Origin of the sequence: Bacillus sp. DX4.1 (assembly GCF_030348195.1) — a bacterium.
Lineage (GTDB): Bacteria > Bacillota > Bacilli > Bacillales > Bacillaceae_G > Bacillus_A.
The window spans coordinates 4,381,335-4,396,794 of sequence record NZ_JAUCFT010000008.1 but is presented as its reverse complement, the minus strand read 5'-3'; the positions used below and the strand labels follow the sequence as shown (position 1 = coordinate 4,396,794).

At 37.4% G+C, this 15,460-nt stretch carries 16 protein-coding genes; 6 read left to right on the top strand and 10 right to left on the bottom strand.

What is annotated here, in order from left to right; all coding sequences use genetic code 11:
* Positions 1-158: 158 nt before the first annotated feature.
* Both QUF99_RS25460 and QUF99_RS25455 read right to left on the bottom strand, forming a co-directional pair.
* Complete coding sequence (locus tag QUF99_RS25460; RefSeq protein ID WP_289373817.1) at positions 159-767, bottom strand: biotin transporter BioY; 609 nt, start codon at positions 765-767, stop codon at positions 159-161.
* A 50-nt stretch (positions 768-817) separates the two neighbouring features.
* Positions 818-1,561 carry a DUF3298 and DUF4163 domain-containing protein gene (locus QUF99_RS25455; RefSeq protein ID WP_289373816.1) on the bottom strand — a complete coding sequence of 248 codons (744 nt, stop codon included), beginning with the start codon at positions 1,559-1,561 and terminating at the stop codon, positions 818-820.
* A gap of 92 nt (positions 1,562-1,653) precedes the next feature.
* On the opposite strand from QUF99_RS25455, the gene QUF99_RS25450 reads away from it, so the two are divergent.
* On the top strand, positions 1,654-2,037 hold the full coding sequence (locus QUF99_RS25450; RefSeq protein WP_289373814.1) for a hotdog fold thioesterase: 384 nt from the start codon (positions 1,654-1,656) through the stop codon (positions 2,035-2,037).
* Positions 2,038-2,151: 114 nt separating this feature from the next.
* On the opposite strand, the gene QUF99_RS25445 is transcribed toward QUF99_RS25450, so the two are convergent.
* The 3 genes from QUF99_RS25445 to QUF99_RS25435 all read right to left on the bottom strand — a co-directional run bounded on the left by QUF99_RS25445 (position 2,152) and on the right by QUF99_RS25435 (position 6,870).
* Positions 2,152-4,023, bottom strand: a complete 1,872-nt coding sequence (locus QUF99_RS25445) for an LTA synthase family protein (protein ID WP_289373812.1) — start codon at positions 4,021-4,023, stop codon at positions 2,152-2,154.
* A gap of 257 nt (positions 4,024-4,280) precedes the next feature.
* On the bottom strand, positions 4,281-5,657 hold the full coding sequence (locus QUF99_RS25440) for a glycine--tRNA ligase (RefSeq protein ID WP_289373811.1): 1,377 nt from the start codon (positions 5,655-5,657) through the stop codon (positions 4,281-4,283).
* Positions 5,658-6,177: 520 nt separating this feature from the next.
* Positions 6,178-6,870: a DNA alkylation repair protein gene (locus QUF99_RS25435; RefSeq protein ID WP_289373809.1), complete on the bottom strand. Its 693-nt coding sequence runs from the start codon at positions 6,868-6,870 to the stop codon at positions 6,178-6,180.
* Between the two features lie 114 nt (positions 6,871-6,984).
* Between QUF99_RS25435 and QUF99_RS25430 the strand changes: the two genes are divergently transcribed.
* Positions 6,985-7,446, top strand: coding sequence for a hypothetical protein (locus tag QUF99_RS25430; RefSeq protein ID WP_289373808.1), 462 nt, complete (start codon positions 6,985-6,987; stop codon positions 7,444-7,446).
* 511 nt (positions 7,447-7,957) lie between these two features.
* On the opposite strand, the gene QUF99_RS25425 is transcribed toward QUF99_RS25430, so the two are convergent.
* Positions 7,958-9,283, bottom strand: a complete 1,326-nt coding sequence (locus QUF99_RS25425; RefSeq protein WP_289373807.1) for an ArsB/NhaD family transporter — start codon at positions 9,281-9,283, stop codon at positions 7,958-7,960.
* Positions 9,284-9,592: 309 nt separating this feature from the next.
* Between QUF99_RS25425 and kapD the strand changes: the two genes are divergently transcribed.
* Positions 9,593-10,216, top strand: a complete 624-nt coding sequence (gene kapD, locus QUF99_RS25420; RefSeq protein WP_289373806.1) for a 3'-5' exonuclease KapD — start codon at positions 9,593-9,595, stop codon at positions 10,214-10,216.
* A gap of 171 nt (positions 10,217-10,387) precedes the next feature.
* Here the strand turns inward: kapD and kapB are convergent, their stop codons facing one another.
* Positions 10,388-10,771: a kinase-associated lipoprotein KapB gene (gene kapB / locus QUF99_RS25415; RefSeq protein ID WP_289373805.1), complete on the bottom strand. Its 384-nt coding sequence runs from the start codon at positions 10,769-10,771 to the stop codon at positions 10,388-10,390.
* A gap of 114 nt (positions 10,772-10,885) precedes the next feature.
* On the opposite strand from kapB, the gene QUF99_RS25410 reads away from it, so the two are divergent.
* Positions 10,886-11,062 (top strand): hypothetical protein, encoded by a 177-nt coding sequence (locus tag QUF99_RS25410; RefSeq protein WP_286122464.1) that lies wholly within the window; start codon positions 10,886-10,888, stop codon positions 11,060-11,062.
* 69 nt (positions 11,063-11,131) lie between these two features.
* On the top strand, positions 11,132-11,671 hold the full coding sequence (locus QUF99_RS25405) for a superoxide dismutase family protein (protein ID WP_289373803.1): 540 nt from the start codon (positions 11,132-11,134) through the stop codon (positions 11,669-11,671).
* An 85-nt stretch (positions 11,672-11,756) separates the two neighbouring features.
* On the opposite strand, the gene QUF99_RS25400 is transcribed toward QUF99_RS25405, so the two are convergent.
* Complete coding sequence (locus tag QUF99_RS25400; RefSeq protein ID WP_289373802.1) at positions 11,757-12,908, bottom strand: MalY/PatB family protein; 1,152 nt, start codon at positions 12,906-12,908, stop codon at positions 11,757-11,759.
* 118 nt (positions 12,909-13,026) lie between these two features.
* Between QUF99_RS25400 and QUF99_RS25395 the strand changes: the two genes are divergently transcribed.
* Positions 13,027-13,278, top strand: coding sequence for a DUF1871 family protein (locus QUF99_RS25395; RefSeq protein ID WP_289373800.1), 252 nt, complete (start codon positions 13,027-13,029; stop codon positions 13,276-13,278).
* A gap of 258 nt (positions 13,279-13,536) precedes the next feature.
* Here QUF99_RS25395 and QUF99_RS25390 read toward each other — a convergent pair whose 3' ends face one another.
* Together QUF99_RS25390 and QUF99_RS25385 are read right to left on the bottom strand one after the other, a co-directional pair.
* Complete coding sequence (locus QUF99_RS25390; RefSeq protein WP_289373798.1) at positions 13,537-14,376, bottom strand: alpha/beta fold hydrolase; 840 nt, start codon at positions 14,374-14,376, stop codon at positions 13,537-13,539.
* Between the two features lie 108 nt (positions 14,377-14,484).
* Complete coding sequence (locus QUF99_RS25385) at positions 14,485-15,447, bottom strand: 2-hydroxyacid dehydrogenase (RefSeq protein WP_289373797.1); 963 nt, start codon at positions 15,445-15,447, stop codon at positions 14,485-14,487.
* Positions 15,448-15,460 lie beyond the last annotated feature (13 nt).

The following is a 15,460-nucleotide window of genomic DNA, read 5'->3' as shown; positions in this document are numbered from 1 at the left end:
TACCACCCAATAGGATGATATCCTTTTTAGATTCCGCTAACATCTCCGCTTGAAAGAAGTTAGGGAAGAAGAGTCCGATTCGTTCAAAACAACAGCAGTATCACTAATGAAAGTTTTCTTCATTCCTCACTGATTATTAGCCCTCACCAATCGGACTTTTACTGCCTGTTAATGCGGGATAAAGCAGAATGACCATGCTGATAGGCAGAACGGCAAATAGCATAGTATATACGAGGTGCAATGACTGCACCGATGATTGTAAAAATGATATCTTTGATAGCAAACCACATCATGATAATCCAAGCTGCTTTATAGCTCATGTTTCCCCCGCCCCAGCCATTTACAGCTGCGTACATATATGTAGTTCCAATCACATACGTTAAAATGATGCCAGCAGCAGAAGCAATTGCAAATGTGCTAAACCGCGGTTTTTCTTTTTGCTCAACAAGTTTTCCTGATACATAGGCCACAATAATAAAGGCGATAATGAAACCGCCAGTAGGACTTAATAGTGCTCCAAATCCAGCTTCAAATTTTGCAAAGATTGGTGCTCCTGAAATGCCAACTAACATATAAACAATCATAGATAGGGCACCAAGCCTGCTTCCGAGAAGAAGACCTGCTAAAATGGCGAAAAATGGTTGCATGGAAAGTGGAACTCCTGCTACTTGTAAGAATGGTGCCCAAGATGTGATGTTAGCACCAATTGCCATGAGGGCAACAAACATTGCGGCTAATGCTAAATCTAAAGCACGTAATCGTTTCATATTGTTAACCTCCTGTTGATTTTCGGTTAACAATATCGTAGCTAATTTTTTTATCTATTGTCAATTAAAATGTTTTGAAAATTTGGTTTTAGTACGTCCCGTAGTAATGTGTATGGAATGCGAAATTGTGGAATACCACTTGCGTAAGGAGCAATTTCATACAGTGGGAAATAGATGACAAGGTTCTCGGGTTCAAGAAAATAGTGAAAGGTCTTTGCATTCATTGCTTTTTCAGCTGCATCTGGGAAATAGATGTTTTCATTTTGTTTTATTTGTTTTATGATCTCTGTTCGAATGACATCCTTATACGCACTGTCTTTTTGAAATAAATCAGCTAAGCTCAATATTTTCTTTTCTTTCAAATCAAATGTATTTGCCCTCCATGTATAGATACCATGCGCGCCGCCAGTGTACTGATAATAATTTACATACAAGCTTAATAAGGGTGATCGCTGCAATGTCACTTTATAATCGACGTTCGCAACATATGGATGAAAGGTTGCATTCGTTTCTTTTGCTTCATTGTAATACCTTTTTGCTTCTTTTTCTAAGTTTGTTTTAAACCGATGTGTAGTTGTTTTATAATAGGTATTTAATTTTTTTTGAAATTGTTGATCATAAAAATTGCTAAAATACGGCCTACTTATTTGGTATTCCAAATCAGGTTTCTTACCTTTTTGGGTGACAGTATGGATGTCAATTGTCAAGTTAGGGGCTTTGGCTGCATTCGTACAATTTGGTACAATAATGAGCGAGGAGAACAATAGAAGTAGAATAAAGTAACTTTTTTTCATCTAGCTGTAACCTCCTTATATTGATGCTATATATAGTTTGAAAATACATAGGGAAAATTATGCATTTTTGATAAGTGAAAGGAGAGAGTCGTATGCCAAAAACATTAATGGAAGCGCTCGGGATTGAACTTTTAGAAATGACGGAGGAGAAAGTTGTAGCAACAATGCCAGTAGATGGGCGTACACATCAGCCATTTGGCTTTTTACATGGTGGTGCATCTGTTGCTTTAGCGGAAACTGTTGCGAGTGTTGGATCATACAATTTGATTGATCAAGAAAAGTGTATTTGTTTTGGACTTGAAATCAACGCCAATCATCTTCGTTCTAAACGTGAAGGGTTAGTGACTGCAATTGGAACACCGATTCACAAAGGACAAACAACGATGGTTTGGGATGTTCGGATTATTGATGAAGAGGATCAGCTGTTGTGCATTTCAAGGTGTACTGTTGCTATTAAAGAAAAAAGAGGCCAATAGAGAAATCACGTCGTAATAGGTATAGTAATTTCCCTATTGGAGAGTTATCAAAAGTATTTTGAAAGAGGTTATATATGTGAAAAAAAGGCATCCCACTGGTGGGTGCCTCTTTTCTTATTTTCTTACCTTTGGAATTAAATCCCCTTCTAAAAATAAGTCAGAAGTTGTTAACCTGTAATTAGCATTCTCAAAATCTACCTTTGATAATCCATTTTCTTGTTGCTCCGTTTTAAAGTTCCATACATTCTCTTTCTTAAAAGAGCCAGTTGTGTTTAAGAAGATATAATCTCCTTTTGCAAAGGAACCATCTCGGAATGGGACATAGTGATTTTCGCTATTTTGATCAAATAAAGGCTGTCCTAAAAAATATTTATCGTCTTGTGAAACTCCTAATAAATATAAAAGTGTCGGTGAAATATCTAAATGTCCACTTGCTTGTTCATCAACTACACCTTGTTGATTTGCGAGTGCTGTGCTATGAATCAGGAATGGTACTTTATCAAATTGACGATCAAATTGTTGTGTTAATCCGATTCTTTCTAATTCCTCTAACGGTAATCCGGCATCATGGTCACCATAAATTGCGAATAGGGAAGAATCGTACAGACCTTTTTCTTTTAGGCTCTCAATGAAAGTTCCAAGAGCCTTATCGAAATAATGAGCAGAGTGAAGGTAATTGCCCATTAATGAGCCCTCTAAATCTCCAAGTTGCAACTCTCGGTGCTCTGGTGGTAATTCAAAAGGATGGTGATTAGTTAATGTGATTAAAAAGCTGAAAAATGGTTGTTTTAAATTTGGTAACGTATCTCCCATTTGATTTAGAAAGTCCATATCAGATAATCCCCAGCCTAGATTTTCCCCAGGATTTAAATTGCTTGCAAATAAAGATTTTTGAAATCCTAGATTTCGGTGCATAAATGCCCGGTTCCAAAAACCACCATCATAGCCATGTGCTGATAATGTAGAATATCCATGTTCCCCTAAAATGAATGGTAATCCTTCAAAAGTATTATCTGCAAAGTTAAAGTAAATACTTCCGTTAAATCGTGATGGATGCATGGAAACTAAAGTTGTAAATTCTCCATCGGATGTTCTTCCTTGGTCTGTTTGATCAAAAAAGTTAGGGAAGTACACACTTTCCTTTTTTAAGCGGTTTAAGTTTGGTGTAATTTCCTGACTATCAATGGTTAAATCAACGACAAAGCTTTGAAGAGATTCAGCTTGAATAAGAATGATATTTTGACCTTTTGCTTTTCCAAAAAGATCTCCTTTACTAATACCGTTGTTTTGATCATGATACCATTGTTTTATTTCAGTTACTTTTTCTGTAGAGACTTCTTCTTTTAATATCATGTTACTAATGTACTTATAAATATCAAAGACGTGATAGTTAATAATACCTAGATGATCTGCAACCCACGTATTTGCAAAACGAGCATTTGTAATATTTGCCCCCTCTACATATTTATACTTCTCTCGAAGTGGAATACATATAAGTAGTACAATTATTAAAAATGTAATCACGTGATTGATAAAGCGTTTAGAGTGTGAAAACCAATTTTGTCTAGACATAATGATGTAAATGATGATTAATAAAGGAATATCGGCAAAATAAATGATATCTTTTATTTCGAATAATGTCCAAATACTATCGGCTAAACTAGATACTTGTCCGAATTGTTTAATCAAGCTGATAGAAAGTAAATCATGAAAATAGCGATAATAAATGATATTAGAGAGCAATAATAAGCTAATTGAAAGATCTAATATAAAGATTGAGATAATGCGCCATTTTCTAGAGAAGAGGTGAATAACCGGTAATAAGAGTAGCACTTCAAAAAAGGTAAATCGTATTACAATTTCTTGTGGGTCAGCAAAAAGCGAACTAAAAAATAAGTTTAGCTTCCACAAAAGAAAAATTGTAAAAATAATAAGGTCTAATTTTGTTACTGTAAATCTTTTTAAATATGATAATAATGTAGACATAAAAAAACTCCTTTTTCTATGAATCCCTAGTTGCAAAAAAAAAAAGCTTATAATGAATTGCTTTCATTATAAGCTTTTTTTAATTGTAACATGAAATAAGGAACATTCTCTAGAAAATGAGAAGCGATTGCTTCTATTCTTGTAATGTACCCCGCTATTTGCGAGCAGTAATATCCCCACCTCAAAATTCAGCAAAAAGCAAAGAAGTTAGGTGGGGGATGAAGAACCCCCCACTCTGATTAAAGTTTCAATTTATATTAAAATTGAACTTTCTTCTCTAAGAAGCCTTTTAATTCACTAATTGGCATACGAACTTGCTCCATTGTGTCACGGTCACGCACTGTAACAGCTTTGTCTTCAACTGAGTCGAAGTCATATGTGATACAGAATGGTGTACCGATTTCGTCTTGACGACGGTAACGTTTACCGATAGAACCAGTTTCGTCGTAGTCAACTACAAAATCTTTTGCAAGTTCTGCGAACACTTCTTGAGCACCTTCAGATAACTTTTTAGATAATGGTAAGATTGCTGCTTTATATGGTGCTAAAGCAGGGTGGAAACGAAGAACCGTACGAGAATCGTTCTCTAATTGTTCTTCTTCGTATGCATCACATAAGAACGCTAATGTTACGCGGTCTGCGCCAAGAGATGGCTCGATGCAGTATGGTACGTAACGTTCATTCGTTTGTGGATCTATATAGTTAAAGTCTTCGTTAGAATGTTCCATATGACGTTTTAAGTCGAAGTCTGTACGAGATGCAATACCCCAAAGCTCGCCCCAGCCGAATGGGAATTTAAATTCAATATCAGTTGTTGCGTTACTGTAGTGAGATAATTCTTCTTCACCATGGTCACGAAGACGCATGCTTTCTTCGTTCATACCAAGTGTAAGTAGCCAGTTTTTACAAGTATTACGCCAGAATGTGAACCATTCTAAATCTTCACCAGGTTTACAGAAGAATTCAAGTTCCATTTGCTCAAACTCACGCGTACGGAAAGTGAAGTTACCAGGTGTAATCTCGTTACGGAAGCTTTTACCGACTTGGCCAATACCAAATGGAAGCTTTTTACGCATAGAGCGTTGTACGTTTTTGAAGTTTACGAAAATACCTTGTGCTGTTTCAGGGCGAAGGAAGATTTCGTTTGTGCTAGATTCTGTAACACCTTGGAAGGTTTTAAACATTAAGTTGAATTGACGGATTTCTGTGAAATCTTCGCTGCCACAATCTGGACACTTTACTTCGTGTTCTTTCATTAATCCAGCCATTTGATCGAAAGTAAGACCGTCAACGATCATCTCAATACCTTTTGTATCTAAAGCGTCTTCGATTAATTTATCAGCGCGATGACGTGCTTTACATTTCTTACAGTCGATCATTGGATCGTTAAAGTTACCAACGTGACCAGATGCAATCCAAGTTTTTGGATTCATTAAAATTGCTGCGTCTAAACCAACGTTGTATGGAGATTCTTGAATGAATTTTTTCCACCAAGCTTTTTTAACGTTATTTTTTAATTCGATACCAAGTGGACCATAGTCCCAAGTGTTTGCAAGACCACCATAAATTTCAGAACCAGGGAAAACAAAACCACGATGTTTCGCTAGGTTTACAACTTGTTCCATTGAATACATAATAAAATCCTCCTTTGGTAAGTTAACGTATTGGCGATGACAGGGTGTACTTGTCGAACGGATGATTCTGAGCAAGCCGCTTGCGCTTTTCCATGTCTAGCTCCAGCGGCTAGAATGTTCGGTGGCTTCGCTTCTTCCGCCGAGGCAAAGAGCACCTCTATGTCAGAAGCTCCATCCCCCTCACATTCTGAACAAGCCGCTTGCGCTTTTACATACAAAAAAGCTCGTCTCTAGGCATATTTGCCTAGGGACGAGCTTGTATACCCGCGGTTCCACCCTAGTTGATGTGTGAATAACACAACCACTTTATCACGTATTGCTCAAGACTGCCGTTTCCTTGCTGTTTCAGGCTTTCACTGTCCCTGAATCGCTTCGGTGCAAGTACTTATAAGTCCGTCATCGCTACCATATTTAAATAATAGATGTCCATATTCTATCATGTTCCTTTTTAAATCACAATAGAGGAACATATGTAATCCAGCATATATCTATTATGGAGTTTTACCAGAATTTCGTTTCTTTATTCTTGTACCGCGCTCATAGTTGGACCGATATGTCTTAATGCTTCTCGTTTACTTAATGGGGAAAGTTCATTGTGTTGGACAAAGTCCCAAACGACATCTGGGCTTGTTTTTGCATATTCACGAAGTACCCAGCCGATTGCCTTTTGAATGAAAAATTCTTTTGAATGACTGAGTTGTCCAATGATTGAGAAAAGAAGTTTTGTATCGGTTTGTTCTTTATATTTTAGCTGAAATAAGATTGCAGAACGCTGTAACCATATGTTCTTTGAGGCAATCCATTTCGGGATATATGTTTGAATGGCATCAGGGTGCTTTAGAAAGATTGATCCAAGGAATTGAGGAACAAGTCCATCTACGGAATCCCACCATGATTTCGTTGTAATGAGTTCCTCTAAGAACGGGATATGGGTATCATCGAGATGTTTTTTATATTTTTGTAATACGTCGAGACTGGCGGCTTGAAATTCACGTTCAGGTAAAGACCAAAGTTCACGAATGACTGCCGGAAAGTCTGTTTTGTCTGGAAGGGTATGTAATTGTATAACTTCACGTAATAGTTTTCTTCTTTCCGGTGCTTGAATACCGAGAAATGGGAAGTGATTTTTCATATAACGAGCCATGGGTTCTGCTTTTTCTAGGTTCTGATGTGCAATGAAATGTTGCTTTAGGGCTTCTACAAATGGGTGCATAAAATTGTTCTCCTTTCTTGCTTCTTTTTCATATTATACAAAGAAGGGATATGAATTTAAAACATAAACAATGGATATGGGAAATATGATGGGAATAGAGAGGGGGGGTGTATTATGGAAGAGCAAGGTGTACTAGCAGGTTTATTCGCACTTGGTTTTTTTGTTGTTTTTATCATTTTTATATGGGGAATTCTTTCTTATTTATTAACTGCATTTGCATTGTATACGATGGCAAAAAATGAAGAAGCTGACGATGCTGTTTTTGCTTTTATTCCTTTTTTAAATAGTAAAGTATGTGGCGATTTAGTAAGAGAGAAGTTACCTGCTTCTTTGAAAGCAGATGCGGGTTGGAAAGTGCTTGGCGTATATATCGCATGTTTTATTTTGAATTTTGTCCCGATTATACACGTTTTAGCAAGTGTTGTAACGATTGTTCTTTCGATTTATTTGATATATGCCGTTTTAGATCGATATGGTACGAACGCGGTGTTATTTACGATTTTACACGTGATAACATGCTGTATTTTCCTTCCAATTCATCTATTTGTAATTCGAAAAGAGACACCGAGGTATTAGAAAAAGCGGAAGGGCTGCCCTTCCGCTTTGTATGTCTAGCTTCAGTGGCTAGAATCTCCGGTCGTTTCGCCCCCTCGAACGAAGTAAAAAGCACTTCTCTGTCGGGTGCTCCAACGTCCTGCGATTCTGAGCAAGCCACTTCCGCTTTGTATGTCTAGCTTCAGTGGCTAGAATCTCCGGTCGTTTCGCCCCCTCGAACGAAGTAAAAAGCACTTCTCTGTCGGGTGCTCCAACGTCCTGCGATTCTGAGCAAGCCACTTCCGCTTTGTATGTCTAGCTTCAGTGGCTAGAATCTCCGGTCGTTTCGCCCCCTCGGACGAAGTAAAAAGCACTTCTCTGTCGGGTGCTCCAACGTCCTGCGATTCCGAGCAAGCCACTTCCGCTTTGTATGTCTAGCTCCAGTGGCTAGAATCTCCGGTCGTTTCGCCCCCTCGAACGAAGTAAAAAGCACTTCTTTGTCGGGTGCTCCAACGTCCTACGATTCTGAGCAAGCCACTTCCGCTTTGTATGTCTACATCAAATAACGTAAGTAAATATAAATATGAGAAATAATTAATGACACAATCATAATTGGAAAACCAACTTTTAAGAATTCCATATAGCTAAATTTGTGTCCTTCACGGTTTGCGATTCCAGCTACGATTACGTTAGCGGAAGCTCCGATTAATGTTCCGTTTCCACCTAGACATGCTCCTAATGCTAATGCCCACCATAATACATCGATTTGTGCATCAGAAGGCGACAAACCAAGTCCGACTGCCATATCGTTAATAAGTGGAATCATTGTTGCAACGAACGGAATGTTATCAATTGTTGCTGATGCAATGCCGGATACCCATAAAATAAGAATGGATGCATGGGAAATATCTCCACCTGTTAAACTAATTACTTTTTGAGCTAACATTTTAATGAGTCCGATATCAATCAATCCACCAACAAGTACAAAGAGACCGGCGAAGAAGAAGATGGTAACCCACTCTACGTGAGCAAATACATCTTCAATTTCATGCTCTTTTACACCAATTAGCATTAAAACAGTAGCGCCTGTTAAAGCGATTACGGCTGCATCAATGTGGAAAATAGAATGAGTCATGAAACCAAGGATTGTAAGTCCAAGTACAATTAATGATTTTTTCATGAGTACAGCATCTTTAATGTATTGTTTTTCATCTAAGCTCATTAATTTTTTAATTTGTACAGGATCAGCAATGAGTTGTTTACGATACATAAAGTAAATCATCGTTGCGATAACAGCAATAATAATGATTACGATTGGCGCTAAGTTAAATAAGAAAGCGTTAAAATCTAAATGCTTATTTGAAGAGCCAATCATAATGTTTGGTGGATCACCAATTAATGTTGCAGTTCCTCCAATATTTGAGAAAATAATTTCGGATAGTAAATATGGAACAGGATTTACTTGTAAAATACGCGTAATAGATAGGGTAACTGGAACAACAAGTAGTACCGTTGTTACGTTATCTAAAAATGCGGAACCAAGCGCGGTAAGCAAAGAAAGAGAAATTAAAATACGAATTGGATTTCCTTTTGCTTGTTTAGCAGCTTTAATAGCAACATATTGGAATACGCCGGATTTACTTGTGATGTTTACTAAAATCATCATACCGATTAGTAGCGTAATCGTTCCCCATTCAATATGTTTTGTGAAAGCATTGTGCAGATCAACAACTCCAAAGATTACCATAAGCGCTGCACCAAGAAGTGCGATGACAGCACGATTGATCTTTTCTGAAATGATAATGGCATATGTAATTAGAAAGACTGCGATAGCAAAAAAATATTGCCAGTTTGCGATTTCTTGCGTTGTTTCGTGCAAAAATTCCATCTCCTTTTGGGTAACTTTTTTAATGCGTCATAAAAATATGTATGACACACACTTAAAGCCATTATAAAGTAGAAAAATGTCAGATGTAAATGAAAGCGTTTGTTTTGTCGTATTTTCTGTACAAATGATTTTTTCTTATTTTTAAAAATATTTGCGGTTATTTGACATATACATAAGATACATCCTACCTGAATGTATAAAGGGATTTTCAGCATAAAAGCTATGCATTCGAGCCTGTTCGTGTTTAATCGTTAAGTTTGAAAGGGATGCAAGTAGACGAAATGATAAGGAAGGGATTGTATGGATGAACAACAATTTTTATTTTTGGATTTTGAGTTCACGATGCCTCAAAATAGAAAAAAGCCAAAGGGTTTTTTTCAAGAGATTATTGAAGTTGGGCTTGTATCAGTTGTTGATTGTGTATTGAAAGATACGTATTCATCATATGTGCAGCCACAGACTTTTCCTTCTTTAACAGAACGGTGTAAAAAATTTTTGAAAATTAACCAAGAAGCAGTGAACGGGGGAATCTCATTTATCCAGCTTGTCGAGAAACTGGCTCAATATGAAAAACGTTGTCAAACAACAGTTGTAACGTGGGGAAATATGGATATGAAAGTGTTAAAACATAATTGTGCAGCGGCGGGTGTACAATTTCCTTTTTCAGGGCAGTGCCGAGACTTATCGCTCGAGTATAAACGTTTCTTTGGAGAACGAAACCAAACTGGGTTATGGAAAGCAATTGAAGCGTATGGAAAAGTAGGGACGGGGAAGCATCATTGTGCGCTAGATGATGCGATGACAACATATAATATCTTTAAACTTGTGGAAAAGGACAAAGAATATTTAGTTAAGCCAGCTCCGCCAACTCTTGGTGAACTCGTAGATTTTTCAAAAGTATTAAAGAAAGTCAGTACACAGTAACGACCAAATTACAACATATGTAATTTGGTCGTTTTGTTTTTTTCTGCTGTTCGCGGGCAGTATCCCTCACCTCAAAGTTCCGCAAAAAGGATAAACTTCCTGTAAAAGTCCGATTGGTTGAACTAATGATCAATGGGGATGAAGAAAATCCCCACTGATTAAAGTTTCACTTTACAGTTTGTAATCTTGTTTTAATTGCTGAAGCGTTTGTAAACTACGCTGTGCAAAGGGAGAATCGTCTTCTTGGAATGTAGCCATTTGTGTTTCCAATGCCATTTGCAAAGATTCTTTATAATCCGGTACGCTACCTTCATACTTTTTCACCATTTGCTGCGGAATATTTGTTTGCTCTCGAAATGCTAGAGCACGTCTTTCATGGAAAAACAGTACATCAGCCTGCTTCACATTATGTAAATCACCTTGCGTTGGATGCTTTAAAACGGCTAATACTTTGACAACGTATTGTGCAGGACGGATATTTGTAATTTCACCAATATACTTTCCTGTTTTATAGATGCCAGTAACAATTTCACCAATTTGCAATGTTTCGTTCATATTTTTCACCTCAAGTTTATAGTAAGAAATGTGAAAAAGAGAGTCAAATAAAATATTTATCTGAATTTTATGTATAATAGATTGTAGAAAGTAAAAGACAAGGGAGTGTCCTTTATGATGCCTTTATATTTTCCGGAAGATAAAACAGAGTATATTATACCAGCAATTGTTTGTTTTTTATTTATAATCGGTGCGATTGCAACATGGCGTATGTTTATTCGCGTATCGAAGCGAGAAGCGGAGCGCATGCAGAAGCTGGAACAGACGTTATTAGCCGAAAAGAAACGCTGATTTGTTTTTGTATGTTTCCCTTTAAGCTCGGACAATCTAAGGGCAGAATGTATCTTGGAGGGAATTGTTATGAAAAAACAGCTTTTATTCGGTTGTTGTATGCTGTTTCTTGCAACAGGTTGTGCAAAGGGAACCCCAAAAGAAATTGATGTGCAGTTATATAATGCCTCTGGTGATAAAGTAGGCACAGCGAAAGTAGCGCAACAAACAAGTGGCGTGAAAGTATCCATTAAGGCAGAAGGATTCACACCGGGACCTCATGGGTTACATATTCATGAAATTGGGGAATGTAAAGCCCCTAGTTTTATTTCAGCTGGTAATCATTTTAATCCAAATGAAAAGAAGCATGGACTCATGAATCCCAAAGGTGCAGAAAATGGAGATTTACCTAATGTAATTGCAGATGATAAAGGTATGATTAAAGCGGAAATTCAAGCGCCTCAAGTATCTCTTGAAAAAGGGAAAACAACGATACACCAAAAAAATGGTGCGTCCATTATTATTACTGAAAACCCTGACGATGGTATGACACAGCCTGCTGGGAATTCAGGAAACAGGATTGCTTGTGGTGTAATTGTAGAAAAGGTATCCGCTGCTAAGAAAAAATAGAAGCTACCGTTGCAGAGGTAGCTTTTTCTGTTTTTATCTCGCTATTCGCGGGCAGTAATTCCCTATTAATCAAAGTTTCACTTTATCATGAAAATGTATATTGGAGTCTGTGAAGTATTTCTTCTAAGGTTGCTCTTGGACAGCCAATATTTATACGAATATGATGTTCTCCACCAGTACCGTATTTTTCTCCAGGATCGACGATGATTTTTCCCTTTTCTTCTAGTTTTTTTGTTCGTTCTTTCTGAGAAAGATTTTGGCGTGAGCAGTCGATCCACAGTAAAAAGGTACCTTCTGATTGAATGACAGAAAGTGCAGGGATATGCTGTTCAATAAACTCACGAGCGAAACGAGCATTTTCTTCTATATATATAAGTACTTGTGTTAACCATTCATTACATTCTGTATAAGCACTTTGCATAGCTGTGTAAGCGAACGTATTTAATCCGTGAAATCCTTGTCGTTGTTGTACTGCTGTAAAAGCATGGCGAAGTTTTTTATCTGGAATAATAATAGCAGATGCTTGTAAACCTGCGATATTAAATGTTTTACTTGGAGCGATGCAGGTAATGGTGCGCAAAGCTAATTGTTCTGATAGAGAAGCGAATGGTGTATGTGTATGATTAGAAAAAATAATATCTGCATGAATTTCATCTGCTATAACTGTTACATTATATTGATTGCATAGTGCCCCGAGTTGTGTGAGTTCGTTTTTTGTCCAGACGCGTCCAACTGGGTTATGGGGACTGCAAAGTAGCATAAATGTAACGCCTTGCTGAAACTGTGCTTCTAAATGCTCAAAATCCATTACATATGTACCATTGTGAAAACGTAAGGGGCTTTCGCATACATGTCGTTGATTCTTTGTGACCATGTCAAAAAACGGCGGATAGATAGGCGGTTGCACGAGAACAGTATCGTTCTCGTTTGTCAAAGCTTGCACAGCCACGCTAAGAGCTGGAACAATCCCAGCACTAAATACAATCCATTCTTTATTTATATCCCAATTGTATTTTGTTTTTGTCCAATGACAAATGACATCTGTCATCTCCTTAGGCGGCAGTGTATATCCGAAAATAGGATGCTGGAGCCGTTTTTGTAATGCAACTTGAATTGGTTTTGGAATCGGAAAATCCATATCTGCAATCCAAGCGTGAAGAAAGTCTTCATTTTGATAGGTATCCCACTTTGTACTATGGGTACCACGGCGATTTAGCGTCTTGTGAAACTGTTCCATATTTCTTGCTCCCTTCTTCTTCAGTGTAGCATCTTGTGAAAGTTCCCTTATTTCTTCTAGCATAGCTGATATGATACGATAAAGAAAAGAGTGAAAAATAGGAAAAGGCGGGAAGTAAATGGGGACATACGAAAAGATGGTAGAACTGGTGAAGAATTGGGATCCCTTTCAAATGGGACCTGAATTTTATGAAACGGAAGCAAGCGATGTTGTGTACGTGGTAAGTGCATTTGATGATCCAAAATACATTGCAAAAAAAATACAGCATATTTACTTTATGTCATTTGAAGAAATCCCATCCATTGAGAAATGTGAGAAATTAACGAATGAGCTCTTAGTATTAAAAGAAGGTGGAAGCTGTTCATTGTAATAAGTAGGAGTTTACTCCTGCTTATTTTTTTATTTCGTATTAACGTGCATTACCCCCACCTCAAAGTTCTGCAGATAACAAAGAAATTAGGTAGGTAAGAAACAGCCCATAGGAGCCCGATTTGTTCAACTTTTCTCAGTGGGGATGAAGAAATTCCTACTGAGAAAAGTGTCACTTTATAAAGATGTAATGTAAATAGTGAATACAATATATGGATCAGACTCTAATAGCCTGTTAGAGCCTGAATGAAGTAACAGTTTACTGTGCAGAAAATGTGATGATTTCTTCAAATACATGCTGCGGCTTTTCTTCGGGTAGTAAATGTCCGGTATTTTCGTATGAAATAAAATAGGAGTTAGGCAAGTCTTCGTGTAAGCGACGACCGACGTGAACTGGAACAACGCGATCTTTTTCGCCCCAGATAAGTAGAGTTGGGGTTTCGATTTCACGTAATTCAGCTGATGATAAATCTCCCTCGCGATCTCTAATCATTCGAGTTAAAGCGGGGAAAATTCGATTATCATAAAAGGGGGCAGCATAGCCTTCCATCATTTCATCATCAATTAAAGAATGGTCATGAACAACATTCATTAAGTTGTGAACAATTCCTCGTCTTATGATCCAGTTTTTCACGTAAAGATGAAAAAAAGGCAAATAGGAAGAGTAGATAAGCGGTAAATTCGCACGTGTTAAATAACTGGAGCTACATAGTAATATCGTTTTTGTAATTAAATCGGGGCGTAACCGGCTTACATATAGTGAGACTTGTCCACCCATTGAATGACCGACTAAAACAATATTCTGCAATTGTAAGTATTCGATTAGGTTGATGATAATAGTAGCTAAATTATGATAAGAATACGTGAAATGATTCGATTTATCACTTTTTCCAAACGGTGGCAAATCAAGAGCAATAACGGTTCCTTCTTTCGTAAGGAGCGGAATTAAATGTCGGTAGCTAAACGAGGACGAGAGAAAACCGTGAATGAGTACGAAAGTTGGTCGTTCTTTTTTATTGCTGTGTTCATATAACTCGTAATGAACGATAGTACCATGAGTGGAAAAAGTGGAATAAGGAAGCTCTGTCTCGTGTTTCATTTTTGTCACTCCATTGATTTTTGTTCATATCATCTCCAGCACGAAAAAAATTATGTTAACAAAAAAAGGTAAGATGGGAGTCCATCTTACCTTTTGTGTATTTGAATTTTATCCACGTACAACATTGGGTGGCGTTTGTCCTTGTAATCCTGTCACTAAATTTTTTGCTGCTGTCATCGCCATGTTTTGTCTTGTTTTTAATGTAGCTGATCCAATGTGCGGCAGAGTAACGACATTTGGTAAAGATAAGAGTGGATTGTTTATTGCAACTGGTTCTTGTGTAAATGTATCAATGCCTGCGGCAAAGATTTTCTTTTGCTGTAAGGCATCAATTAATGCAGCTTCATCCACTGTTTTACCACGAGAAGCATTAATAAAGATTGCCGTTTCTTTCATTATTGAAAATTCTTTTTCGCCAATGAGGTGATACGTTTCTTCTGTTAAAGGAGTAAGAAGAATAATAAAGTCAGATTGCTGTAGCAGTGTATGTAAATCGCAATATGTTGCATCAAATTTTTCTTCTGCATTTTCTTTGCGGCGCCGGTTGTAATAAAGAATATCCATATCAAATCCGAATTTTGCTCGCTTTGCAACAGCTTCTCCAATTCGGCCCATTCCAATAATGCCAATGGTTGCATGGTGTACATCTAATCCGAAATGTTCTTGTTTAATTTCAGCATTCCAGTTTCCATTTTTTACGTAAGAATCGAGCTCACATATGCGGCGGCCAGCCGATAGCATAAGAGCAAAAACAAGGTCGGCCACTGTATCGTCTAATACGTAAGGTGTATTGGTTCCGATGACATTTCTGCTTTTCATCGCTTGTAAATCGAAGTTATCATATCCAACAGAAATGTTGCTAACCACTTTGAGGTGAGGAGCTGCCTGTAATAATTCTTCGTTAATTTTTGATCCGAAATTGAGTAACCCATGTTTATCCTTTATTTTTTCTAATAGAATATCATGCGGTATTTTTTCACTATTATCCCACTTTTCATATTCACAATGCTCAGAGATATATGTTTCTACAAATTCTGGAACACGTTCAGCAATAAATACTTTTGGTTTCACAGTTCCATCCCCT